Genomic DNA, 23,497 nt, shown 5'->3' on the forward strand with positions numbered 1-23,497 from the left:
CGAATGCACCTTTCTGCAAGACCTGACCCTCGGGCAACCATAGGCCCTTGCTGGCGGTGCCCCATGGATTTGGAGCCCGTGCCGCTCGCCATCGCTTCCCCCTTCGGTGGTGCCGGCCGTTCACTGCGGCATCTCCGTGCGGCGGCTCCGCGGGCCTAAGCGCCGCCTCGGCCGTCCTGCCGTCCATTTGACCCATCCATTTGACGGGCGGCCGGAGGTGTTTATGGTGCGCTTCGGGGTCGGCCAGCGGCTTGGAATTCTCCGGAAGTGGCCTAGTTGATGGTCTGCGAAGGACTTTGGAGGTCGTAAATGAACAGCAAGGCAGAGAACGTCAGCAACATCCTGGCGCTGGAGCGCCAGGAGGCGGCAGCCCGCAAGCCCGACCGCGCGGAGGCCGAGGAAGCGGTGCGCACGCTGCTGCGCTGGGCCGGTGACGACCCCGACCGCGAGGGCCTGCTCGGCACGCCGGAGCGGGTGGTGCGCGCCTACGAAGGCTTCTTCGGTGGCTACCTCGTCGACCCGGTCGACATGCTCCAGCGCACCTTCGAGGAGACCGACGGCTACGACGAGATGGTGCTGCTGCGCGACATCCGTTTCGAAAGCCACTGCGAGCACCACATGGTGCCGATCATCGGCGTCGCCCATGTCGGCTATTTCCCGCGCAACCGGGTGGTCGGCATCTCCAAGCTGGCGCGGGTCGTGGAGGTCTACGCCAAGCGCCTGCAGATCCAGGAGAAGATGACCGCCCAGATCGCCAACACCATCGACGCGGTGCTGCAGCCCCACGGCGTGGCGGTGGTGATCGAGGCGACCCATCAGTGCATGACCACCCGCGGCGTCCACAAGCCCGGCACATCCATGGTGACCAGCCGCATGCTGGGTGCCTTCCGTAACGATCCCAAAACCCGCCAGGAATTCCTCGGCATGATCGGCAAGTGAGCAGCGGTTGGGGCGGGCTCTGCCTTCGCCCCACCGTGCCCTCCTTCGCCCTACCTTCCCGCGTCATGAAAATCCCTTCGCGATGACCGAGGCGCCGCAAACGCTCGAAGACCCGCGGCTGCCGCGCGCCGCGCTCGTTACCGGCGCAGCGCGGCGGGTCGGCGCGGCTCTGGCTTCCCATCTGGGCGCCAGGGGCTGGGCCGTGGCGGTGCACTACCGCGATTCAAGAGCCGAGGCCGAGGCCCTGTGCCGGACGATCGCGGCGGCCGGCGGCAATGCGGTGGCGCTGCAGGCGGACCTTGCCGATCCCCACGCGCTGGAGCCGCTGGTCGACCGCGCCGCGGAAGCCTGCGGGCCGCTCGGTCTGCTGGTGAACAACGCCTCGATCTTCGAGTACGACGATGCCGACAGCGCCGAGGCGGAGTCCTGGCAGCGCCACCAGGATATCAACCTGCGCGCGCCGCTGGTGCTGACCCAGCGCTTCGCCGCCCTGCTGCCGCGGGAGGCTGTCGGTCTGGCGGTCAACATGATCGACACCCGTGTTCTCAATCTGACGCCGCGCTACCTCAGCTACACCGTCTCCAAGACCGGGCTCTGGACGCTGACCCAGACGCTGGCCCAGGCGCTGGCGCCGCGTATCCGCGTGAACGGGATCGGTCTGGGTCCGACCCTGCCGGTGGAGGGCCAGAGCGATGCCGACTTTGCCGAGCGCTGCAGCCGCCTGCTGCTGGAGGCGGGCCCCAGCCTGGAGGAGGTCTGCGCCGCGTTGCAGTTCCTGCTGGAGGCACGCTCCATGACCGGGCAAATGCTCGGGCTGGATGGCGGCGACCACCTGGCCCGTGCACCGGCGGGCTGACGTGGCGGCTGCGGGGTGCGGCCTTTTCTGATTCTCCGTTCGTTTCCTGATTCCCTGTCTTCCGCCGCCCCTTCACCGGTCCCTTCACCTATCCCTTCACCGGTCCCTTTGCCGGCCCCTTCACTGGCTTGTGATGTGACTTTTGTGGTCGCCCCGGGGAGGACGGGCCATCTGTCTGCGTAGGGTTCACCAAGCAGGGATTGGCTCAAGGTCCTGCTCGATGCGGGATTTTGCACGGCAGCCCCTGCGGACGCGCACAACGTTGCGCAGAGACCTGACGTAAGGAGGCTGCGATGGCTGACATCAGACCGATTCCCCGTGCTTACCGCCTTGGGGCCCTGCTTGCCGGCGCGCTGACGCTGGCGGGGGCCTTGGCCGCCGCCCCGGTTCCGGCACATGCCTTGGCTTCGCTTGGCGCGACGCCGGTCGGGGCGCCGGTCGGGGCGCCGGCCGTGTACACGCCGACGGATGCCGCGACGCTTCACCTCGCGCACCACCGGAGCCATCACCATTTCAAGCCCCGCCACTTTTCAAGACACGGGCACTTCAAGCCCCGCCACTTCAAGAAACACCGGCATCTCAAGAAACACCGGCACTTCAAGCGGCATCACGTGAAGCGCCATCATCGCAAGCACCACTTTCACGGCTACAGACCCCATCGCCATTACGGTCACGCGCACCCGCGGCGGCATCATGGACACTTCGCCGGCCGAGGCTGCCATGACGTCACCAAGGTCGGCTTCCGGCACGGCAGGAAGGCGCTGATCGGCGGCGTGATGTGCTACGATGGATATGGCCGCGGCTATGTGGTCAAGAACAGCCGCTACCTGATCCGCTATCTCCACTAGTCCGCCCTTCCGCTGGCGCCCGTGCCTATCGATAGATAGAGGGCGTTGTCGGCGCGCGGATGCCGGACCGTGGTTTTACGCGGCGAAGCTCGCCACCGCTGCGCCGAGCGCTTCGGGCAGGGGTGCGATGCCAAGGCCCGGGGCGTCGCTGGCGGCAAAGCGGCCGTCGCGGCGCTGCGGCGCGCCTTCGGCGATGCGCCGGGTCACGTAGCTGTTGAAGTCGGTTGCCGTGAAGCGGAAACGCGCCGGCGTCGACTGTGCCAGGGCGGCAATGGCGGCGGTCACGATGTCGCCGCCCCAGCTGTCCTCGATGGTCATGGCCAGCCCGAGCTGGACGCAGAGGTCGCGCAGCTGGCGCGCCCTGCTGAGGCCGCCGACTTTGCTGAGCTTGATGTTGATGGCGTCCATGGCGCCGTCCCTATGCGCCCTTAGCAGGCTGTCGATATCGGTGATGGACTCGTCCAGCACAAAGGGATGGTCGCAGGCGCGGCGCACCGTCAGGCACTCCTCGTAACCGAGACAAGGCTGCTCGATGTAGACGTCCAGGGCCCGCACGGCACGCACCACGCGGCGTGCCTGGTGCGGCAGCCAGCCGGTGTTCGCATCGGCGATCAGAACGTCGCCCGCCTCCAGCTCCGCCGCCGCCGCCTCGATGCGCGCAATGTCCTCGTCCGGGTCGCCGCCGACCTTGAGTTGGAAGCGGCGGTAGCCTTCGTTGCGATACTGCCGGATACGGTCGGCCATGGCCGCCGGCGTGTCCTGGGAAATCGCCCGATAGAGTGCGACGCTGTCCCCGAAGCGCCCGCCGAGCAGCAGATGGACGGGCAGTCCCGCGGCCTGGCCCAGCAAATCCCAGCAGGCCATATCGACGGCCGACTTGGCGGCTGGCTGGCCCTTCAACTGGGCGTCCATCTGCGCGCCGATGGCATCGATGGCGCGCGGGTCGCAGCCCAGAAGATCGGGCGCCAAGGCGCCCAGGGCGGCGCGCACGCCGGCGGCAAAGCTGGGCAGATAGGCCGGGCCCAGGGGGCAGACCTCGCCGTGACCGATCAGGCCCGAATCGCAGGTGATCCGCACGACGGTCGAATCGAAGACGTCGACCGACTTGCCGCCGGCCCAGCTGTAGCGCCCCTCGTGGAGCGGCAGGTCGACCTGGTGAATATCGATCCGGGTTATCTTCATGTCTTGATGTCGGCTGTCTCGCGGTGGGGTTCGGCGGGGCGCTGTGGCGCCGGGACGGCGTCTCGATGCATGCCTTCGTACATCTAGCATTGATGACAGGCGTTTGGGAATTCATGCTGCCCTGACGCAAACCCAAGACCGTATTTCGCCAGGGGAGAGGCCGATTGGATCAGGCGCGTTCAAACCAAGAGGCAAACCAAGGGCCAAACCAGGGCCAGAGTCTTCTCCTGGGCGCTGAGCATCAGCTACGCCAGCCGCTGAACGCGATCAGCCTTCTGATCGGGGAGCTTGCGCAGACCGACTCCGCCCACGAGAGAGACGCCATCCTCGAGGACCTGCGCTATGCCCTCGGCCTCAGCAACGGCTGGCTCGATGCCCTGGTCGAGCTCGAGAAGTTGAGCCGGGGCATGGTAAGCCCGGAACTGCGGACGCTGGCGCTCGACGAAGTCTTCGCCCGCGTGAAGGACGACTTCGCGGAGCGTTTCGCCGCCCAGGGCATAGCGTTCCGTGTCGTTAACAGCGGATTGAGCGTCCAGGCCGATCCCGTCCTGCTGCGCCGCATTCTCGGCGCGCTGCTGGATAACGCCGCCAAGTTCACGCGTGAGGGAAAGGTGATCCTGGGCGGTCGCCGCCGGGGCCGCTTTGCGCGGGTCGAGGTGGTGGACTCCGGCCTCGGTATTCCCGTCGAGGATCAGTCCAGGATCTTCCGGCCCTTCTACCGCCTGGAAAACGAGGTTCGTCCGCGTGAGCGCGGTCTCGGCCTTGGCCTCACCCTGGCAGGGCATATGGCAATACTCTGCGGAGACAGCCTTGAGGTCGATTCGAAGCTGGGGCGCGGATCGCGGTTTTCCCTGACTTTGAAGGCATCCGGAAAAGCGCCGGGGAACAAACCCGGGAAGGGTGAGGGTGCCGCAACAGATCTCGGCGGGGCCGTTTCGTCGGATGCTGCCTTTGGCGACGTCGAGATGCCGCTCAATCCTTTGCAGGAAGCTGACGTTGCGGTCTTCGACAATGCCGATGCGCAGGCCGTTCGGGACCATCTGCAGAGCTGGGGCGCGCACGTCCGGGGCGGCACCATCGATGCGCAGGGGCTGGCCGAGTCCCTGGAAGACCCGCCGGTGCTCGTGATCGCCGATATGGCCGACTTCGATGCCGCCGGAGGGTATGACCAGTTGGCCGCCGTCCGGCAGCGCGGCGCCCCGGCCCCCGCCGTGGTGCTGCTCAGCGACCGGGGCAAGAACGACAGCGCCGCTGTTTTGCCCGGGCCGGTGCATGTGCTCTTTCGACCGGTCAAGCCGGCACAGTTGAGGGCGCTTTGCCTCTACGCCTTGGCGCAGAGGTGAGGCCCCGACCGGGTGTCTCCGCTCAGGGCTCCGGCGTTCTTCTCTGATGAATCGATGCTGCGATGAAGCGGTATCGCGGCCGGCCTGTCCAGCCTGACTGTCCAGCTTGACTGTCCCGCCTGCGCGCCGAAGCCCCTTCGGTGACGAACAGTGCCGTCAGGCTCAGTAGTTGGCGGCTTCCGCCTCGTCTTCCATCGCGCGGGCCTGGGCCGCGGCGCTGATGGCCGCCTGGGTCCGGCTGTCCAGGTTCAGCCGCTTGACGATGGCCGAGACGTGGACGCGCACCGTATGCTCGGACAGGCCGAGCGCTTCGGCCACCTGGGCGTTGGACATGCCTTGACCGAGCAGTTTGTAGACCTGGAACTGACGCTTGGTCAGAGCCCCGGAAACATCCTCGATCGACTTCTCATTACCGAAGGCGTAGACCGCCTGCTTCTTGGCGGAACTCCGCTGCTCGAGCAGGCGCCGGGGGAAGGCGACACCGCCGGCGAGCACGGTCTGCAGGGCCGACTCAACCTCATCGCTCTGGGACGACTTAGGGATGTAGCCCATGGCGCCGGCCTCGATGCAGCGCAGGATCTCGTCACGGTCTTCGATGGCCGACATCACAACCACAGGTACTTGCGGCAAACATTCCCGCATCGCGCGCAGTCCTTCGAAGCGCTTCATGCCCGGCATCAGCAGATCCAGGAGAATCAGGTCCAGATCCGGGTTGGCTGAAGCGAGATCCAGCGCCTGGCGAAAGTCAGCCGCCTCCAGAAGCTCGCTGCCGCTTTCCAGCCGGTCGATCAGGTGGCGGGCAGCACTGCGCGTGATCCAGTGGTCGTCGGCATAGAGGACTTTCATAATTTAGAGAACCCTAATTTGATCTTTGTAGGAGATCGGAACGGACCGATTGCTACGCTGTCTGTGTTGGCCCGTGGTCCTACTCGTCCGCAACTTAGTGTTATGGCACGCCAGACTAAAAGGCCCGCCGATTTGGCAGAGACATTCTATCCGGCAATGCTGCTGGCGGCCCATTGTCCGAATTTTCGCAGAGTTATCAACTGGAAATCGTCTATCCGCTGGGCGATTCCCGGGGCCGCCTCCGGTATCTTCGCTGGGCCGGCGAGGCCATCTTGTTCGTACACAGCGCGTATCTCGTCTGGACAATATACAACCGAAAATTGATAACCGTTTTGGTCCGCCCGGCCGTACCGCCACGCTAATGACGTTTTGTCTAGGCGTCTTCGGCAAGGATCTCGATGATGCGATCTGTATTCACCGGTTTCCGCAGCAGGTGGAGTCCAGCGCTCCGAACCGCATTCGCGACCTCCGACGAACTATCGCCTGTGATGATCAACGCCCTGATCTGGTCGCCGACGGCGTTGCGGACGGCCTTGGTGGCGACAAGCCCGTCTTCCTGCCGTGTGAACCAGTAGTCCGCGATGATCCAGGTCGGAGTCGCACCCTGCTCGCGCAGATGCGCGACGGCCTCTGCGCTGGTGTTGCCAACGACAACCTGGGCCCCCAGGCGCTGCAGCATGCGCTGGGTTGCCCGCCGGACGAGGTCGTCATCCTCGAACAAGACGATGGTTTCGCCGCCGAGCGGCGGGTCGGCTTTGTTTCCAGCACTGTCCGCAGCCTTTGTCATCGGCCTACCCCAACGATCTGGAGCCCGTCTGTCAATTGGTTGATTTCTGTTCCCTATTTTGCAACGCATGGCGGTGGTCGACAGATTGCCGCCCGGCCTTGCATCCGGCGCTGCATTGGACCTTGCGGTGGGGCGGCGCATCGGCCAAATGGGAGCGGCGGCCGGTTCCGCCGGGCCGGGGACCTGGTGGAGGCTCCGGCCGCAGGGAAGGGGCAGCAAGGGCAACAGAACGGGAGGGAACGAAAGGGGCGCGATGATCACGATCTACGGACTGAAGAACTGCGACAGCTGCCGCAAGGCGAAGGCCTGGCTGGAATCCGACCATGACGCGGTGCGTCTGCACGATCTGCGCGATGACGGCGTCCCGGCCGCGGAACTGGAAGACTGGCTTGCCCGTCTGGGCTGGGAACGCCTGTTGAACCGCCGCAGCACCACTTGGCGCGGCCTGCCCCCGGAAGAGAAGGAGGGGTTGGACGGCCCGGCCGCTGAACGGCTGATGCGGGCTCATCCGACCCTGATCAAGCGTCCCGTCATTCGCGTCGGTGAGCACTTGGTCGTGGGCTTTTCGGCCACCGAACAGGCAGCGTTGCGGGAGGTTCTGGCCGGGCCCTGAGGGTCTTCGGGGCAGCCTCCTGTCGGGCCGGTCTGCCGGGCGCTGTCGGATCGGTGCGGGGCTGGCCGGGCTGCGGAAGCCGTTCCCGAGTGCTCTGGCAATTCGCCCGTCCGCGCCGGGCTTTTGGCGTTTTTCCGATAGCGTGCCCGCGCTGCCCCCGGCATAAGCTGAAGGCAGTCGGCGTCGAGGGTTGCCGGGAAAACGACGGGATCGGTCATGTTCGCTGCTGTTCGCTCCGCCTGGGCGCTCTTCGTCGGTCTTGGCATGATCATGCTGGGCAACGGCCTGCAGTCTTCGCTTCTGGGCATCCGTGCCTCGGCGGAGAACTTCGGGACCGAGACCACCGGTCTCGTCATGTCCGGCTACTTCGTCGGCTTTCTGGCCGGCGCCCTGGTTACGCCGCGGGCGGTTGGCAACGTCGGTCACGTGCGGGTCTTCGCGGCCCTGGCCTCGACCGCCTCGACGGCGGCGCTGGTGCACGCGGTCTTTGTCGACCCCTGGATCTGGACCGTCATGCGGTTCCTCACCGGGTTCTGCTACGCCGGTCTCTACATCGTGGCCGAATCCTGGCTGAACGACCGTTCGACCAACGAGACCCGAGGGTCGATGCTGTCGGTCTATATGCTGGTGGTGCTGGGCGGTATCGCCGGCGGGCAGTTCCTGCTGAACCTCTCCGACCCCAACAGCTTCGTCCTCTTCGTTCTGGCGTCGGTGCTGGTGTCTCTGGCGCTTGTGCCGATTTCGGTCTCGGTGGGGCCGGCGCCGGATTTCACCGCTCCCAACCCGGTCGGCATCCGGGCGCTCTACCGGGCCTCGCCTCTGGGCGTTGTCGGCTCCCTGGGCACCGGCGTCGCCAACGGCGCGATTTTCGGCATGGGTGCGGTCTATGCCAGCCTGGCCGGGCTTGAGATCTCCGAGATCGCCTTTTTCGTCAGCATGCTGATCTTCGGCGGCATGGCCTTTCAGTGGCCCATCGGCCGCCTCTCCGACAAGCTGGACCGCCGCCGCGTTCTGGCAGCCGTAACCTTCTCAGCCGCGCTCGTCGGCCTTGCTGCACCGCTGTTTTCCGGCGACAACCGCATCGGGCTCTATGCCGTCGCCTTTCTTCTCGGCGGCATGAGCTTTCCCATGTATTCGCTCTGCCTGGCCCACACCAACGACTTCCTGACGCCCAAGCAGATGGTCGCCGCCAGCGGCAGCCTGATGCTGGTCAACGGAAGCGGCGCCATTTTCGGCCCGCTGGTGGTCTCGCAGCTTATGGGCCGGGTCGGCCCGGACGGGTTCTTCACCTTCGTCGGCATTGTCCACGCCGCCATCGGGGTCTTCGCCATCTACCGCATGATCCGGCGGGCGGCGGTGCCGGTGGACGAGCAGGGGCCCAGCGTGCCGGTGACCACCTCCATGAACGCGGCCACGGCGACGCTGCCTCTTGATGCCTTCCGCGATCACCGCGACCGCGATCTCGCCGCCATGACCACCGGCCGGGGCCGCCGACGCTAAACCCCAGTCGCAGTCGATGGGTTTGGCTGCGGCCACGCATTGCCGAAAAAGCCCGCTAATAAGGCAAATTTTACCAACAGGCGTCATACTTTGGTCGCCTTCGCATCCGCGAATTCGCACTTGCGAAAAAGGGCCTGTTCCACTAAAGTGGAAGGAATAAAGTTACCAAAAAATGGTAGCATAAGTAATATTATTTCATTGGCAGAGGTTCAGAGTCTGATGCGCGAGAAGCACGGCTACTTCATCGAAGACCTGTCGCCGAAGATGACGGCGGTGTTCGCCAAGACGGTGACCGAGGCCGATATCACGATGTTTGCCGGTATTTCCGGGGACACCAACCCGGTTCACCTGGACGAAAGCTTTGCCGAGAAGACGATGTTTTCCGGCAGGATCGCCCACGGCATGCTGTCGGCAAGCTTCATCTCGACGGTGTTCGGAACCCGTCTGCCGGGCCCGGGCTGCATCTACCTGCGCCAGGACCTGCGCTTCAAGGCGCCGGTCAAGGTGGGCGATACGGTTGAAGCCCGTGTGACGGTGCGGGAGATTCAGTCTGAAAAGAAGCGGGTCATCTTCGACACCGTCTGCACGGTCGGCGATACGGTGGTTCTGGAGGGGGAGGCGACCTTGATGGTGGCCAGCCGCAAGGACCTGCCCGAGGCCGAACCCGAGGAGACCCAGGCAGCCGAGTAAGAGGCGGCCGAGTAAGAGGCGGCCACGTAAGCGCCTTCAGCCGGATTGCCGCCGGCCCGGGTCAGTCCGCAGTTTCCAGACCAAACTCAGAGGCCCAGGCCGGTTCCTAGGCCTTGGGGCGAGGCGGCGCGCGGCGCGTTCCGCGGCCTGTTCACTAAAGCCTCCGCGCGCTATCTTCGCCGCGCGACGGTAAATCGGCTGGACTGGCCGCAGATTTGCGTTTAGTTCCCGATCCTGCCGTTTGCGTCGTCCGGCGGCGGTAAGCCGCGTCAATCCAACCCCGGCCCCTGTAGATTTCCGAGTCCTTCGACCACCCTTTCCGGCACCGCAAAGCTTCTCGAAAAAAGGCGTCAGTCCGGCCTGCTCATGGCGATTTTCCGACACAGCTCAGAGATTTCCGACGAGGCCCGGGGCAGCGTCGTGGTGATCGGCAACTTTGACGGGGTGCACCGCGGTCACCAGACGCTTTTGTCGGACGCCGGCGACCAGGCGGCGGCGTTGTCCTGTCCTCTGGCGGTTCTCACCTTCGAGCCGCACCCGCGGTCCGTCTTTGCGCCGGACCAGCCGCCCTTCCGTCTCACTTCCCTGCGGTCCAAGGCCCACGCCCTGCAGGAGCAGGGGGTCGATCACCTCTTCGTGCTGCACTTCGACAAGGCGTTCTCCCTGCGGCCGGCCGTGGCTTTCGTGGAGCAGGTGCTGGTGGCGGATCTGGCCGCCCGGCACGTCGTGGTCGGCTGGGACTTCTGCTTCGGCCACAAGCGCCAGGGCAACGTCGCGCTGCTGAAATCGATGGGCGCCAAGCTCGGCTTCGGCGTCACGGCGGTCGATCCGGTCATGACCCATGGGGGGGCGGTCTATTCCTCCTCCATCATCCGCCAGCACCTGCGGGACGGTGCTCCGCGCCGGGCCGCCGAGCTGCTCGGCCGGCCCTGGGAGATCGAGGGGCGGGTGGAGAAGGGCGATCAGCGCGGCCGCACGATCGGGTTTCCCACCGCGAACCTCGCCCTCGGCGACTATCTCTGCCCGGCACTGGGGGTCTATGCGGTCTATGCTGGCCGCGATCCGGGGGTGGAACACGGTGCGGAAACCCAGTGGATTCCGGCCGTTGCCAACCTCGGCCGGCGTCCCACGGTGGCCGGCGAGGACCTGCGTCTGGAGGTTCACCTCTTCGACCAGGATGCCGATCTCTACGGCGAAACCCTGCGGGTCCGCTTTATCGACTACCTGCGCCCGGAAAAGAAGTTTGACGGGCTTGACGCTTTGCGGGCACAAATCGCCCTCGATTGCGATCAGGCCCGCGCGGTCCTGGGGCAGATCGGCCCGAACTGACCGCGGGCCGCCCTGGCCGGAGCCCCATCCCAGCGCCAGACGCTGCAGGCGGGCCGCATACCGATTGGCCCGGAGGCGCGGCGCGCCGGCAGCCTGGGCCTGGAACCGACGAAGAAGAAGCACGCGATGAGCGTTGATTACCGACCGACAGTCTTTTTGCCGAAGACCGACTTTCCCATGCGCGCGGGCCTGGCCAAGAAAGAGCCGGAGACCCTGGCGCGTTGGCAGGAGATGGACCTCTTCGAGCAACAGCGCAAGCAGTCCGAGGGGCGGGAGAAGTTCATCCTCCACGACGGTCCTCCCTATGCCAACGGCCATCTCCATATCGGCCACGCGCTCAACAAGATCCTGAAGGATGTCATCAACCGGGCCCATCAGATGCTGGGCAAGGACGCGCACTACGTGCCCGGCTGGGACTGCCACGGCCTGCCCATCGAGTGGAAGATCGAAGAGCAGTACCGCGCCGCCGGGAAGGACAAGGACAGCGTCCCGGCGCTGGAGTTCCGACGCGAGTGCCGCGACTTCGCCGACAAGTGGGTGAAGGTGCAGACCGAGGAGTTCAAGCGCCTCGGCGTTCTGGGCGACTTCGAGCGGCCCTATCTGACCATGTCCTTCGATGCCGAGGCGCAGATCGTCCGGGAGATCGGCAAGTTCCTGCAGAACGGCGGCATCTACAAGGGCTCGCGCCCGGTGCTCTGGTCGGTGGTGGAACGCACGGCCCTGGCCGATGCTGAGGTCGAGTACCACGACCACGTCTCGCAGACGATCTGGGTGCGCTTCCCGGTGGTGCGGAGCGAGACGCCGCTGCTGGAGGGTGCCAGCGTCCTGATCTGGACCACCACGCCCTGGACCATCCCCGGCAACCGCGCCGTCGCTTTCGGCGAGGAGATCGCCTACGGCGTATGGCAGGTCGAAGCCCTGGGCGAGGACAGTCATGCCCAGCTCGGCGAGAAGCTGGTGCTGGCCAAGGATCTGGCGGAAACCGTCAAGGCCGATGCGAAGATCGAGTCCTGGAAGCATCTGGGCGATCTCTCGCCCGCAGACCTGACCGGCGCGCTCTGCGCTCACCCCTGGCGCGGTTTCGCGCCTGCGGCCGGCGGCTACGACTTCGACGTTCCGGTGCTGGCCGGGGAGTTCGTCACCACAGAGCAGGGCACGGGCTTCGTCCACATCGCGCCCGGGCACGGCGCCGACGACTGGGCGCTCGGCCTGCAGCACGGCATCGAGATCCCCCAGACCGTCGATGGCACCGGCGTCTTCTACGACCACGTGCCTCTGGTCGGCGGCGCCGTGGTCTATGACGAGAACGGCAAGCCTGGCGACGCCAACGGGCGCGTCATCGCGGCCCTGGCCGAAGCGGGCCGGCTGCTGCACCGGGGCAGGCTGAAGCACAGCTACCCCCATTCCTGGCGCTCCAAGGCGCCGCTGATCTTCCGCAATACCCCGCAGTGGTTCATCTCCATGGAGACCAACGAGCTGCGGGAAAAGGCGCTGAAGGCGATCGACGAGACCCGCTTCGTGCCGGTGACCGGCCGCAACCGCCTGCGCTCCATGATCGAACAGCGCCCGGACTGGTGCATCTCGCGCCAGCGCCTCTGGGGCGTACCGCTGCCGATCTTCGTCGACAAGAAGACCGGCGAGCCGCTGCGCGACCCGGCGGTGATCGAACGGGTCGCCTCCGCTTTCGAAGAAGAGGGGGGCGACGCCTGGTTCTCCAGCGATCCGCAGCGCTTCCTCGGCAACGAGTACAAGGCCGAAGACTACGAGCAGATCACCGACGTGGTGGAGGTTTGGTTCGACTCCGGCTCCACCCACAGTTTTGTCCTGGAGGCGCGACCCGAACTGAAGTGGCCGGCCGACCTCTATCTCGAAGGCTCCGACCAGCACCGCGGCTGGTTCCACACCTCGCTGCTGGAATCCGCCGGCACGCGCGGGCGCGCGCCCTATGACGCCGTGCTGACCCATGGCTTCATCCTGGAGGAGCAGGGCAAGGAGAAGATGTCGAAGTCGAAGGGCAATGCTCTTTCCCCGCAGGACGTGGTGGACAACCAGGGCGCCGACATCCTGCGCCTCTGGGTGGTCGCCTCGAACTACGAGGAGGATCTGCGCTTCGGCCCGGAAATCCTGAAGTACCAGGGCGACGCCTATCGCCGTCTGCGCAACACCCTGCGCTTTCTACTCGGCAACCTCGACGGTTTCGAGGAGAGCGAGCGCCTGGATGCCGCGGAGATGCCGGAGCTCGAGCGCTGGGTGCTGCATCGCCTGGCGGAGCTGGACCGCCAGGTCCGACGGAATGTGGAGGGCTTTCACTTCCACGCGCTCTACCAGGCGGTCTACACCTTCTGCGCCGTCGACCTTTCGGCCTTCTACTTCGATGTCCGCAAGGACGTGCTCTACTGCGACCGGCCGGACTCGCTGAGGCGGCGGGCCTGCCGCACGGTGCTGGACGAGGTGTTCTCCTGCCTCACCGCCTGGCTGGCGCCGATCCTGTGTTTCACCGCCGAGGAAGCCTGGTGGACCCGCGGCAAGGGGCCTGAGGCCAGCGTTCATCTGCGCACCTTCCCGGAGGTGCCTGGCGAGTGGCTCGACGAGGATCTGGCGGCCAAGTGGTCCAAGGTGCGCGACCTGCGCCGGGTGATCACCGGCGCCTTGGAACTGGAACGCGCCGACAAACGCCTCGGCTCCAGCCTGCAAGCGCATCCGGAGGTCTTCGTCACCCGGCCGGACCTGCTGGCCGCCGTGGCCGGGGTCGACATGGCTGATATCGCCATCACCTCGGCGATTACGCTCACCGAGGGCGAAGGCCCCGCCGACGCCTTTCGCCTGGACGAGGTTGCCGGGGTTGCGGTGGCAGTGCGTTTGGCCGAGGGCAAGAAGTGCGAGCGCTGCTGGAAGGTGCTGCCGGAGGTGGGCAGCATCCCCGAAGCGCCCGGCACCTGCCGGCGCTGCGCCGACGCCGTGCAATACCTCGGCGCCGCGGCGCAGTAGCGGACCGCAGGATTCACGGCGCCCATGCAGCGGACCCTCGGCCTCGCGGCGGTCATTCTGGTACTGGACCAGATCACCAAGGCGGCGATCCTCGCCACCATGCCCGGCCCCGGCAGCGTCGTTGAGGTGACCGGCTTCTTTAACCTGGTCCTGACCTACAACACCGGCGTCAGCTTCGGGCTGCTGCAGAACGACTCCCCCTGGGGCCCCTATCTGCTGTCCGGCCTGGCCCTCGCGGTGGTGGCTGCCCTGCTGGTCTGGGTCAAGCGCCAGCCGGTCGGCCTGCTGCCCTATGGGATCGGCCTCGTCGTCGGCGGCGCGATTGGCAACGTCATCGACCGCATGCACCAGCCCGGCGTGGTCGACTTTCTGGACTTCCACTTGGCCGAGTTGCACTGGCCCGCGTTCAATGTTGCGGACAGTGCAATTGTGTGCGGTGCAGCGTTGATTGTTGTTGATGGCTTGTTCGAAATGGGCAGGAAGAGTAAATAGGGGGCCGGGGTTAGGGAGGTAGTCAACGATGGATCGAGCGATGACTTTCCGTTTACTTGTTGTCGGCAGTCTTATGCTGGGCTTGGCCGCCTGTGGCGGGTTCCGCGAGCAGCTGGGCCTGACCAAGCAGTCTCCTGACGAATTCCGCGTGGTGTCCCGGGCGCCGTTGACCGTGCCGCCGGACTTTTCGCTGCGTCCGCCGGAGCCGGGCGCGCCGCGGCCGCAGGAAGGCACGCCGGCGCAGCAGGCCGAGCGGGCGGTCTTCCGCAATTCCGCCGGTCAGCCGACCGTGGTGACCCAGACCGCGATCAACCCCAACCGCTCCCCCGGCGAGCAGTCGCTGCTGAGTGCCGCAGGGGCGCAAAACGCCGAGCCTAATATTCGCCTTCTCGTTGATCGCGAAACCAATCAGATCAACGCAGAGTCTGAGCGATTCGTCGATCTGCTGGTCTTCTGGAACGACCAGGTGCCGGCCGGAACCATCGTCGATCCCCAGGCTGAGCTGCGCCGCCTGCAGGAAAACGCAGCCCTCGGCCAGCCGCCGACGACCGGCCCGACCCCGCAGATCGAGCGCCGCCGCCGGGCGCCCCTGGAGGGCATCTTTTAGGGAAGGCTTTTTTTAAGCCCTGCTTCCCAGACTGTTGGCTTACGGCGGGCACAGGCGGTCATCAGGAGGCCGGCTCCAAGGGCCGGTCAGCGGATGGGTGGCCTCCGAAGGGGGTTTCTGAACGGTTTTGTGACCGAAAGTTCATGTCCGCAGGCGGTGCCGCTGCTTGCGGGCCTCTGCTTGCGCGCCATATAGAAGCTCATGACGGTCCGTTCCAGGCTCGCCATCAGATGAGGGGCATGCGCTCATGAAGGTCCTGAAAAACGCTTATCGGCTGCTGGTCATCGGCGTTCTGGCTGTTGCCGTCCAGGTCGGCGGGCCTGCTCCCGCGGTTCAGGCCAAGGTTTTCGATCCGGTCAGCTTCACGCTCGACAACGGCCTTCAGGTGGTCGTGGTGGTGAACCAGCGGGCACCGATCGTGCACCACTCGGTCTGGTACCGCGTCGGCGCGGCTGACGAACAGGCCGGCGAATCGGGCCTGGCCCACTTTGTCGAGCACCTGATGTTCAAAGGCACCGAGTCTCTGGCGCCCGGGGAGTTTTCCGACATCATCGCCGCCAACGGCGGTCGCGAGAACGCCTTCACGTCCTGGGACTACACCGGCTATTTCCAGACCGTCGCGGCCGACCGCCTGGAGATCATGATGCGCCACGAGGCCGATCGCATGGCCAACCTGGTGCTGACCGACGACGTGGTGGCGCCGGAGCGCGATGTGGTGCGCGAGGAGCGGCGCAGCCGCATCGACAACGAGCCGCGCGGGCAGCTGGGCGAGATGATTCGTGCGACCCAGTTCCTCAACCACCCCTACCGCATTCCCATCATCGGCTGGGATCATGAGATCGAGCAGCTGAACACCGAAGCGGCGCTGCGCTTCTATAAGCGCTGGTATGCGCCCAACAACGCCATTCTGATCGTCGCCGGCGATGTTGATCCGCAGGAAGTGCGGCGCTTGGCGGAGACCTATTACGGTCCGATTGCGGCCGGCGACTTTCCGCCGCGCGAACGGGTGGCGGAACCGCCCCAGAACGGTGCGCGCGAGGTGACGCTGCGCAGCCCGCGCGTGCGTCAACCGAGCCTCTCGATCAGCTATCTGGCGCCCAGTTACCGTCAGGCCGGGGGACCGCAAGCCTACGCCCTGCAGGTGCTGTCGGAGATCCTCGGCGGCGGCGCCACCAGCCGGCTCTACAGCAGCCTTGTCGTCGAGCAGGGCATCGCCGCCTCCGCCGGGTCGGGCTACAACCCGATGAACTACGACTATGCCACCTTCACGTTTTATGGCTCCCCGCGGCCGGGCGGAGACATCGATGCGGTGGAGCAGGGGCTGCGTGCAGCGATCGCCACGCTGCTTGAGAGCGGCGTCAGCGAGGAAGAGGTCATGGCCGCGAAGAAGCGTCTGGTCGCCGGCGCCGTCTACGCACGTGACAACCTCAGCACTGCGCCGCGCGTCATCGGCACGGCGCTCACCACCGGTAGCAGCCTTGAAGACATCGAGGCCTGGCCGGAGCGCATCGACGCCGTGACCGCCGAGGACGTGAACGGCCTGCTAGAGAGTGTTTTCCGCGAAGAGCAATCGGTCACCGGCTATCTCCTGCCGAAGCCGACCACCTGACGAGGCCGAAGCCCATGCACCGACATCAGACGTTTCTGGCCGCCAGGCGGCACCCCTCACAGGACCGGCCTGCGGCACGGGTTCTTGTCGCAGCGTCCGCCGGCCCCTCCTGGTTTGCCTTAGCCGTGGCTGGCCTGGTGGCTCTGGCAACGCTCCTTGTTGCCGCTCAAGCCCGTGCCGTAGAGGTGCAGAGGGTTGTCAGCCCGGGCGGAATCGAGGCCTGGCTGGTCGAAGATCACAGCAATCCGATCATCGCCCTGGAGCTGGTGTTCCGCGGCGGCGCGTCGCTGGACCCCGAAGGCAAGCCGGGTCTGGCCTATATGGTTTCGGGGCTGGTCGACGAAGGGGCAGGGCCGCTCGATTCCCAGGCCTTTCAGGGGACGCTGGACGATCTTTCCATCGGCCTGCGGTTCCAAGCCGGCCTGGACAATTTCACCGGATCGCTGACCACGCTCACTGAGAACCGTGATCGCGCGTTCGAACTACTGCGCCTGGCGATCACCGCGCCGCGCTTCGACGCCGAGCCGGTGGACCGGATCCGCAGCCAGATCCTGGCGCGGCTGTCCCGCGAAGCAGAAGACCCGGACATGATCGCCAGCCGTACGCTCAGGCAGCTGATGTTCCCGGACCATCCCTATGCCCGGCCGACAAGGGGCACGGAGGACGCGATCCAGTCGATCACCGTCGAAGACCTGCGCGGCTTTGTGCGCGACCGCTTCGCCCGCGACCAACTGATTGTAGGCGTCGTCGGCGACATCACCGCCAGTGAACTGGAGACGTTGCTCGACTCCACCTTCCTGCCGCTGCCTGCGGCGGCCGAGCCCTTCTCCATTCCGGAAGCGGCCATCGGCAATGCGGGCGATCTGGTGGTGATCGAGAAGAACATCCCCCAGTCGGTGGTGTCGCTGGGCCAGGGCGGGATCAAGCGCGACGACCCTGACTACTACGCGGCCTATGTGGTGAACTATATCTTGGGCGGCGGCGGCTTTTCCTCGCGCCTCGTGGAGGAGGTGCGGGAGAAGCGCGGGCTGGCCTACTCGGTCTATTCCTATCTCAGCCCCCTCGACCATGGCGCCCTGGTCGCCGGCGGCGTGGCGACCCAGAACGAGCGGGTCGGCGAGTCGCTGGACCTGATCCGTCAGGAATGGACACGCATGGCAGACGCGGGGCCGACCGAGGCGGAACTCGATGCGGCAAAGCGTTTCCTGACCGGATCCTTCCCCTTGCGCTTCTCAAGCTCCGGGCGCATTGCCGGCATGCTGGTCGGCATGCAGCTTGAGGACCTGGGCATCGACTACCTCGACCAGCGCAACAGCTTCATTGAGGCGGTGACGCTGGAGGATGCCCGCCGGGTGGCCAAGCGCGTCTATCGCCCGGACGACCTGACGGTCGTGGTCGTCGGCGCCCCTGCCGGCGTCGAGGCAACCCGCGAGGCGCCGACCGGCGGCAGTTGAGCTCAAAGAAGAGTTCGTCCGCGCCTCTGCGCCCCGCCGTTCGATGAGTCGGATGGTGGGCGTAGCGTCGTCTTTGCTGCTACCCTTTCGTTCCCGCCGATCCTGCAAACATCGGAAGGAACGCCTAGGATATGAACACGGGAAGCGACGTAGAGATTCGTCTGGCGAGCCCGCATGAGGATCGCGAGGCTCTGGACATCCTCTTCACCGCCATGGTGCAGCACTACTTCCCTCAGAGAGCTTGTGTTCCCGGCGAGGCAGGTGATCAGGTTGCCGCGATCGTCGAAGCCTGGCCGGGATGCGAGATCCTGATTGCCCTTCAGCGGCAGGTGCCGCTTGGCTTTGCCACCTTCTCCATGTTGCTGCCGGCCAATGGCGTGGGCTCCGAGCTGTTCATGAAGGACATCTTCGTCGTTGCCGATGCTCGCTCCCGGGGAATCGGCGAACTGCTTCTCAGAGCAACGGCGCAGATCGCCGTCGACCGCGGGTGCGAGCGGCTCGACTGGACGACCGACAACGCCAATGCGGGAGCTCTGGCATTCTATGACCGCCTGGGCGCCCAGCAACTGCGGCATAAGGTCTTTTACCGCTTGGACGGCGATGCCCTGACTGACTGTGCCCAGACCGCCGGACGCTAAGCCAGCGCCTCCAGCACCCGTTCCGGCGTGAAGGGCAGGTGGCGCAGGCGCCGCCCGGTCAGCGCGTGGAAGGCGTTGGCCACGGCGGCGGCGACCATGGGCGTGCCGACCTCGCCAATCCCGGTCGGCGGCCCGTCGCTCACCTGGAGCTGGATATCGATCTCCGGCACCTCGTCGGCACGCAGAATCTCGTAGTCGTAGTAGTTGCTTTGCACGACCTCGCCACCCTCAACGGTGATGCGTTCCTTCAGCGCACTGCTGAGCCCGAAGACGATGCCGCCTTCGATCTGGGCCAGGGCGTTGTCCGGCGCCACGATCAGCCCGGCGTCCACCGCCGCCCAAAAGCGCGTCACCGCAAGCCGCCCGCTGTCGCGGTCGAGCGACACCTCGGCGATGCCGGCGGCCATGGAGTCGCCGTAGCCGGCAAAGGCGAGACCCAATGCGGTCTCCCCTGGGGCGCGGCCCCAGCCGGCCATTCCGGCAACGCGCTGCAACAGTTCGCGCCCGCGCGGATTGTCGTCCAGCAGGCCGAGGCGGAAGTCCAGAGGATCGCTCCCGGCAGCCTCGGCCAGTTCGTCCATGAAGGCTTCGGCGGCGAAGCTGGTGTAACTGGCGCCGATGGCGCGCCAGGGCGCCAGGCGCGCATGCCTTTCGGTGACCACGTGCTCGGCGTGGAGATCGGCAATGCCGTAGAATTTGTTCTCCGAACCGCGCATCGAAATGATGTCCTTCGGTTCGACCTGATCCCAGCGCAGCGGATTGAAGTAGGCGATGACCGAGGGTGTCGCCACACGGTGGTGCCAGCCGCTCAGCCGCCCCTCCGCCGTCAGTCCGGCGCGCAGGCGCTGGGCGGTCGCCGGGCGGAACCATCCGAACTTCACGTCATCCTCGCGGGTCCAGACCACCTTGACCGGCCTGCCCACTGCCTTTGAGGTCAGCAGCGCGTCGCGCAGATACTCCTGGGTCAAGGCGGTGCGCCGGCCGAAGCTGCCGCCCATGGTCATCATATGCAGGCGAATGCGGTCGGCGGTCGTGTCCAGAACTTCGGTGATGGTGCGCATTGTCCAGCTCTGGGTCTGGGTTCCGACCCAGACCTCCGCGCCTCTGCCGTCCGGATCGACCGCGGCCACTGCCGCCATCGGTTCCATCTGGGCGTGGTAGGCATAGTCGGAGCGATAGTCGGCCTCGACGACTCGGGCGGCTCCGGCGATGGCCGCCGGCGCGTCGCCCTTGGCGGCCCAGGTGACGCCTTCGCGGGCGCTGTCCGCTGCGGCTGCCGCATAGCCGGAGAGGTCGGCCGCGCTGTCGTAGCTGCGCGCCGCGGCGGTTTCGCTCCAGGTCACCTCCAGCAGGGCCTTGGCGGCCAGCGCCGCCTCCAGGCGTTCGGCAACAACGGCGATGCCGTCGGGCAGGCGCACCGTCTGCAGGACGCCTGATACCGCCAGGGCGGCGGCATCGTCGACTTCAACGGCGGTCTCGCCTTCCACCGGGCTGCGCAGCACGGCGGCGTAGGCCATGCCCGGCACCCATACGTCGATGGCGTAGCGCTCGCTTCCGTTGCTCTTGGCCGGCACGTCGCGGCGCGGCAGGTCCTGGCCGATCAGGCGATAGGCCGAGCGCGGCTTCAGATCCTCCTCGCCGATCTCGGCGACGGCGGGCAGAGGCGCATTGAGGGCAGCGATCTCGCCGTAGCTCAACCTTCGTCCGCTTGCGCTGTGGATGACGGCGCCCGGTTCGGTGGCGACGCTGTCCAGCGGCACCGACCAGGCATCCGCTGCGATCTGCATCAGCAGGCGCCGTGCCTGGGCGCCCGCCTTGCGCAGGGTATCGAAGTATCCATAGACCCCGGTGCTGCCGGCGGTGTAGAGCACGCCGCCGAAGATCGGGTTGCCGAAGTTGCGGTCGTCGCGGTCGAGCTGGTCGATCACGACCCGGTCCCAGTCCGCGTCCAGTTCCTCGGCGAGGATCAGCGGCAGTGCGGTCGAACTGCCCTGACCCATCTCCGTGGACGGGAAGACGATGGTGACGGTCTCGTCGCCGGCGATGGTGAGCCAGGCGTTGGGCTTCAGCGTCTTGTCCGCTGCCGCGGCGGTTGCCCGGGCGACGGCGACGAGCCCGCCGCTGCCGATCGCGAAGGTGAGGGCGGCGGTACCGGCAAGAAAGCCGCGCCGTGACAGTGCAGGCGTTGCAGAGACCGTCTCTGTGTTGTTATTGCGCCGCATCTCAGGCCTCCCGCGCGGCGCGCTGCACCGCCTTGACGATCCGGTTGTAGGTGCCGCAGCGGCAGAGGTTGGTGCTCATGGACTCGAGGATCTCCTGCCGGCTGGGATCGGGGTTCTCCTCCAGCAGAGCCGCCGCCCGCATGATCTGGCCGGACTGGCAATAGCCGCACTGCGGCACCTGTTCGGCCACCCAGGCCCGCTTCAGGGGATGATCCGCCTCTCCCTCCGGTTCCTCGCCCTGACCTGCGCCCTGACCTGCGCCCAGGCCCTCGATCGTTGTCACAGCGGCGCCGGCAACGTCGCCAACGGCCGTCAGGCAGGCAAAGGTGGGAATGCCGTCGACATGGACCGTGCAGGCGCCGCACATGCCGGCACCGCAGCCGAACTTGGTGCCCGTGAGGCCCAGGTGTTCGCGCAGGACCCACAGCAGCGCCGTGTCTTCCGACGCGTCGATCTGGACGGGGCGCGCATTGACGGTGAGGTCGATCATGGTGGTCTCCCGGTTTGTGGGCCGCTACTCGGCGCCCAGAGTCCGCAGGTAGGCGATGAGATCGGGGGCGTCCTCGGCGTTGCGCAAGGCAATGCGCATGGAGGTGCCGGGAAGGAAGCCGTTCGGATCGGCCAGATAGGCGGTCAGGGTCTCTTCATCCCAGACGACGTCGGCCTCCCGCATGGCCCGCGAATAGCGAAAGCCCTCCACCGCTCCGGCCTGCTGGCCGAAGACGCCATAGAGCGATGGACCGGCCCTGTGCCGGTCGGGTTCGACCGTGTGGCAGGCCGCGCACTGGCGAAAGACGAGCTCGCCGGCGGCAGCGTCGCCGGCTGTTGTCTGGGCGCCCGCCGGTGCTGAGACTGCGGCCGCCCCCAGCCAGACCGCCAGAGCGGAAGCCCCGGCGGTTATCCGTTTGCTCTGTTTAATCCCAGTCATCCCGTTCGCTCCCACTTTGATCGCTCCTGAGATCTGCCGGCGGATCGCTGCCGGCGGTGTCATCGCGCTTGACCGCGCCGTTCCGCTTGAATCTGGGGGCGGGGTCCCCATCTGGCTTTCGAGAACCGGTCAATGTCTTTGGATTTACAGCCATGCACGACGGTTCAGACCGCGACGGTTCAGACTATGACCTGGCGGACCATCCGGCGGACCTTGCCACTGCGCCGATCGTCGGTGAGCACTGGGACGACCCGGGCCCGCGCAGCCTTGCCTGGCACAGCCATCGCCGCGGCCAACTGGTCTACGCGTTGCGCGGCTGTGCCTCGGTGCGGACCCGCGATGCGCTCTTTGTGGTGCCGCCGCACCGGGCCGTCTGGCTGCCCCCTGAAACGCCGCATGCCGTCGACTATCCGCGCGAAGTTGCCTTTCGCGGCCTCTTCGTCGCCCCGGACCACTGCCACGGGCTTCCCGGCCAGACCACCGTGATGCAGATCGACCCGCTGACCCGCGAGTTGATCGATGCCGCCGCGCGCCTGCCTTGGGACTATGCGCCCGACGGCCGCGAACACCGCCTGATGACGGTTCTGCTGGACCAGTTGGTCGCGCTGCCCGCGACGCCATTGCGCCTGCCGGAGGGTGAGGATGCCCAGGTGCGCAAGGTCATGCATGCCCTGCGCGCCAACCCCGCCGACAACCGCCCGCTCGACCGCTGGGCGGAGGCCGTGCATCTCAGCGAGCGGACGCTGGCGCGCCGCTTCCTCCTGGACACCGGCATGTCTTTCGGGGCCTGGCGCCAGCAGCTCCGCCTGGTGGTGGCTCTGGAACGCCTCGCGGCGGGCGAGGCGATCACCACGGTGGCCCTCGATCTTGGCTACCGCACCCCCAGCAGTTTCACCACCATGTTCAAAAGAGCCCTCGGCGTGCCGCCCAGCGCCTATTTCGAGCACCTCGTCCCGCCGCGCTGACGGCGCGGCGCGGTGTCTGATGGTGCGCCCGAAGGTCGGACTGGCTCCCGCTAGCCGCGGCGGACCTCGATCTTTTTGCCGGCCGGTTTGGAGGGAGACTGCTTGGCGATCTTCAGGCAGAGCACGCCGTCGCTGAAGCTGGCGTCGATGCTGTCGGCATCGGCATCCGGCGGCAGCCGGAAAGAGCGCTGGAACAGGCCGTACTCCCGCTCGGAGAAGAAGAACGTGCGGCCTTTCTCCTGGCGCGTATGGCGCTTCTCGCCGCGGACGATCAGGTTGTTGTTGTGGATCGAAACGTCGACGTCGTCGGGATTGACGCCGGGCAGTTCGACGTTGATCTCGTATGCGTTCTCCAGGGTCGAGGCGTCGGAGCGCGGGGCGACCCAGTCGGCCACTTTCTGCCCCATGGCCTGGAAGGGTTCGTAGAGCCGCGGCCACCAGCCGGCGGTGTGGGATTGCTCGACCATCGTAACCTCGCATCAGGGGTGGGGATCGTTGGTGCCAGTCTGATCGCGGGCGGGGATCCCCTGCCTTGATCCGCGTCAATCTCCGCACGGCCTGAAGCCGGGATTGCGCGACGGCTTTCGTGAACGCCCGGGCCGGAGCCGGCTGCTGCGGGCACCTTATCCATGAGGGGTATCCCACGCATTCATGAGGGGTA

At 66.5% G+C, this 23,497-nt stretch carries 22 protein-coding genes; 15 read left to right on the forward strand and 7 right to left on the reverse strand.

The features are described 5' to 3' along the window. The first annotated feature begins 309 nt into the window (after positions 1-309). The 3 genes from folE to Q0982_RS15325 all read left to right on the forward strand — a co-directional run bounded on the left by folE (position 310) and on the right by Q0982_RS15325 (position 2,643). A complete protein-coding gene (gene folE / locus Q0982_RS15315; protein WP_299396952.1) occupies positions 310-939 on the forward strand; it encodes a GTP cyclohydrolase I FolE in 630 nt (209 codons plus the stop codon). Between the two features lie 82 nt (positions 940-1,021). Beyond that, positions 1,022-1,795, forward strand: coding sequence for an SDR family oxidoreductase (locus tag Q0982_RS15320; RefSeq protein WP_299396954.1), 774 nt, complete (start codon positions 1,022-1,024; stop codon positions 1,793-1,795). Between the two features lie 293 nt (positions 1,796-2,088). Then, positions 2,089-2,643 carry a hypothetical protein gene (locus Q0982_RS15325; protein ID WP_299396956.1) on the forward strand — a complete coding sequence of 185 codons (555 nt, stop codon included), beginning with the start codon at positions 2,089-2,091 and terminating at the stop codon, positions 2,641-2,643. A gap of 75 nt (positions 2,644-2,718) precedes the next feature. Here the strand turns inward: Q0982_RS15325 and Q0982_RS15330 are convergent, their stop codons facing one another. Then, on the reverse strand, positions 2,719-3,825 hold the full coding sequence (locus tag Q0982_RS15330) for a cis-3-hydroxy-L-proline dehydratase (protein ID WP_299396958.1): 1,107 nt from the start codon (positions 3,823-3,825) through the stop codon (positions 2,719-2,721). Between the two features lie 164 nt (positions 3,826-3,989). Here Q0982_RS15330 and Q0982_RS15335 point away from each other — a divergent pair, with 164 nt between their 5' ends. Next, entirely contained in the window at positions 3,990-5,168 is a 1,179-nt protein-coding gene (locus tag Q0982_RS15335) for a HAMP domain-containing sensor histidine kinase (RefSeq protein ID WP_299396959.1), read from the forward strand. Positions 5,169-5,330: 162 nt separating this feature from the next. On the opposite strand, the gene Q0982_RS15340 is transcribed toward Q0982_RS15335, so the two are convergent. Beyond that, the gene (locus Q0982_RS15340) at positions 5,331-6,014 is read right to left on the reverse strand and encodes a response regulator transcription factor (RefSeq protein WP_299396961.1); all 684 of its coding nucleotides are present in this window, start codon (positions 6,012-6,014) and stop codon (positions 5,331-5,333) included. 373 nt (positions 6,015-6,387) lie between these two features. Next, entirely contained in the window at positions 6,388-6,801 is a 414-nt protein-coding gene (locus Q0982_RS15345; RefSeq protein WP_299396962.1) for a response regulator, read from the reverse strand. A 253-nt stretch (positions 6,802-7,054) separates the two neighbouring features. Here Q0982_RS15345 and Q0982_RS15350 point away from each other — a divergent pair, with 253 nt between their 5' ends. The 10 genes from Q0982_RS15350 (at position 7,055) to Q0982_RS15395 (ending at position 18,721) form a co-directional block, all read left to right on the forward strand. Next, on the forward strand, positions 7,055-7,414 hold the full coding sequence (locus Q0982_RS15350; RefSeq protein WP_299396964.1) for an arsenate reductase: 360 nt from the start codon (positions 7,055-7,057) through the stop codon (positions 7,412-7,414). A 216-nt stretch (positions 7,415-7,630) separates the two neighbouring features. Continuing rightward, positions 7,631-8,914, forward strand: a complete 1,284-nt coding sequence (locus tag Q0982_RS15355) for an MFS transporter (RefSeq protein ID WP_299396965.1) — start codon at positions 7,631-7,633, stop codon at positions 8,912-8,914. 219 nt (positions 8,915-9,133) lie between these two features. Then, positions 9,134-9,604, forward strand: a complete 471-nt coding sequence (locus Q0982_RS15360; RefSeq protein ID WP_299396967.1) for a MaoC family dehydratase — start codon at positions 9,134-9,136, stop codon at positions 9,602-9,604. A gap of 366 nt (positions 9,605-9,970) precedes the next feature. Continuing rightward, entirely contained in the window at positions 9,971-10,933 is a 963-nt protein-coding gene (locus Q0982_RS15365) for a bifunctional riboflavin kinase/FAD synthetase (protein WP_299396968.1), read from the forward strand. A gap of 126 nt (positions 10,934-11,059) precedes the next feature. Then, positions 11,060-13,921: an isoleucine--tRNA ligase gene (gene ileS / locus Q0982_RS15370; protein ID WP_299396970.1), complete on the forward strand. Its 2,862-nt coding sequence runs from the start codon at positions 11,060-11,062 to the stop codon at positions 13,919-13,921. A gap of 24 nt (positions 13,922-13,945) precedes the next feature. Beyond that, positions 13,946-14,413: a signal peptidase II gene (lspA, locus tag Q0982_RS15375; protein ID WP_299396972.1), complete on the forward strand. Its 468-nt coding sequence runs from the start codon at positions 13,946-13,948 to the stop codon at positions 14,411-14,413. A gap of 40 nt (positions 14,414-14,453) precedes the next feature. Further along, positions 14,454-15,020, forward strand: a complete 567-nt coding sequence (locus tag Q0982_RS15380) for a DUF3035 domain-containing protein (RefSeq protein ID WP_299396974.1) — start codon at positions 14,454-14,456, stop codon at positions 15,018-15,020. A 247-nt stretch (positions 15,021-15,267) separates the two neighbouring features. Continuing rightward, entirely contained in the window at positions 15,268-16,629 is a 1,362-nt protein-coding gene (locus Q0982_RS15385) for a pitrilysin family protein (RefSeq protein WP_299396975.1), read from the forward strand. A gap of 137 nt (positions 16,630-16,766) precedes the next feature. Continuing rightward, a complete protein-coding gene (locus Q0982_RS15390; protein ID WP_299396977.1) occupies positions 16,767-18,083 on the forward strand; it encodes a pitrilysin family protein in 1,317 nt (438 codons plus the stop codon). 131 nt (positions 18,084-18,214) lie between these two features. Continuing rightward, positions 18,215-18,721 carry a GNAT family N-acetyltransferase gene (locus Q0982_RS15395; protein WP_299396978.1) on the forward strand — a complete coding sequence of 169 codons (507 nt, stop codon included), beginning with the start codon at positions 18,215-18,217 and terminating at the stop codon, positions 18,719-18,721. Here the strand turns inward: Q0982_RS15395 and Q0982_RS15400 are convergent. Genes Q0982_RS15400 through Q0982_RS15410 form a run of 3 tightly spaced genes read right to left on the reverse strand, consistent with a single transcriptional unit; the run spans position 18,718 to position 21,871 of the window. Beyond that, positions 18,718-20,943 (reverse strand): xanthine dehydrogenase family protein molybdopterin-binding subunit, encoded by a 2,226-nt coding sequence (locus Q0982_RS15400; protein WP_299396980.1) that lies wholly within the window; start codon positions 20,941-20,943, stop codon positions 18,718-18,720. The two genes, Q0982_RS15395 and Q0982_RS15400, sit on opposite strands and share 4 nt — an antisense overlap. Position 20,944: 1 nt before the next feature. Then, positions 20,945-21,433 carry a (2Fe-2S)-binding protein gene (locus Q0982_RS15405; RefSeq protein WP_299396982.1) on the reverse strand — a complete coding sequence of 163 codons (489 nt, stop codon included), beginning with the start codon at positions 21,431-21,433 and terminating at the stop codon, positions 20,945-20,947. Positions 21,434-21,457: 24 nt separating this feature from the next. After that, positions 21,458-21,871, reverse strand: a complete 414-nt coding sequence (locus tag Q0982_RS15410) for a cytochrome c family protein (RefSeq protein ID WP_299396983.1) — start codon at positions 21,869-21,871, stop codon at positions 21,458-21,460. Between the two features lie 152 nt (positions 21,872-22,023). Here Q0982_RS15410 and Q0982_RS15415 point away from each other — a divergent pair, with 152 nt between their 5' ends. Continuing rightward, positions 22,024-22,836, forward strand: coding sequence for a helix-turn-helix domain-containing protein (locus Q0982_RS15415; protein ID WP_299396985.1), 813 nt, complete (start codon positions 22,024-22,026; stop codon positions 22,834-22,836). A 50-nt stretch (positions 22,837-22,886) separates the two neighbouring features. Here Q0982_RS15415 and Q0982_RS15420 read toward each other — a convergent pair whose 3' ends face one another. Then, positions 22,887-23,303 carry an Hsp20/alpha crystallin family protein gene (locus Q0982_RS15420; protein WP_299396987.1) on the reverse strand — a complete coding sequence of 139 codons (417 nt, stop codon included), beginning with the start codon at positions 23,301-23,303 and terminating at the stop codon, positions 22,887-22,889. Positions 23,304-23,497 lie beyond the last annotated feature (194 nt).

It is taken from the genome of Pelagibius sp. (assembly GCF_028281305.1).
In the GTDB taxonomy this organism is placed as follows: Bacteria; Pseudomonadota; Alphaproteobacteria; order Kiloniellales; family Kiloniellaceae; genus Pelagibius.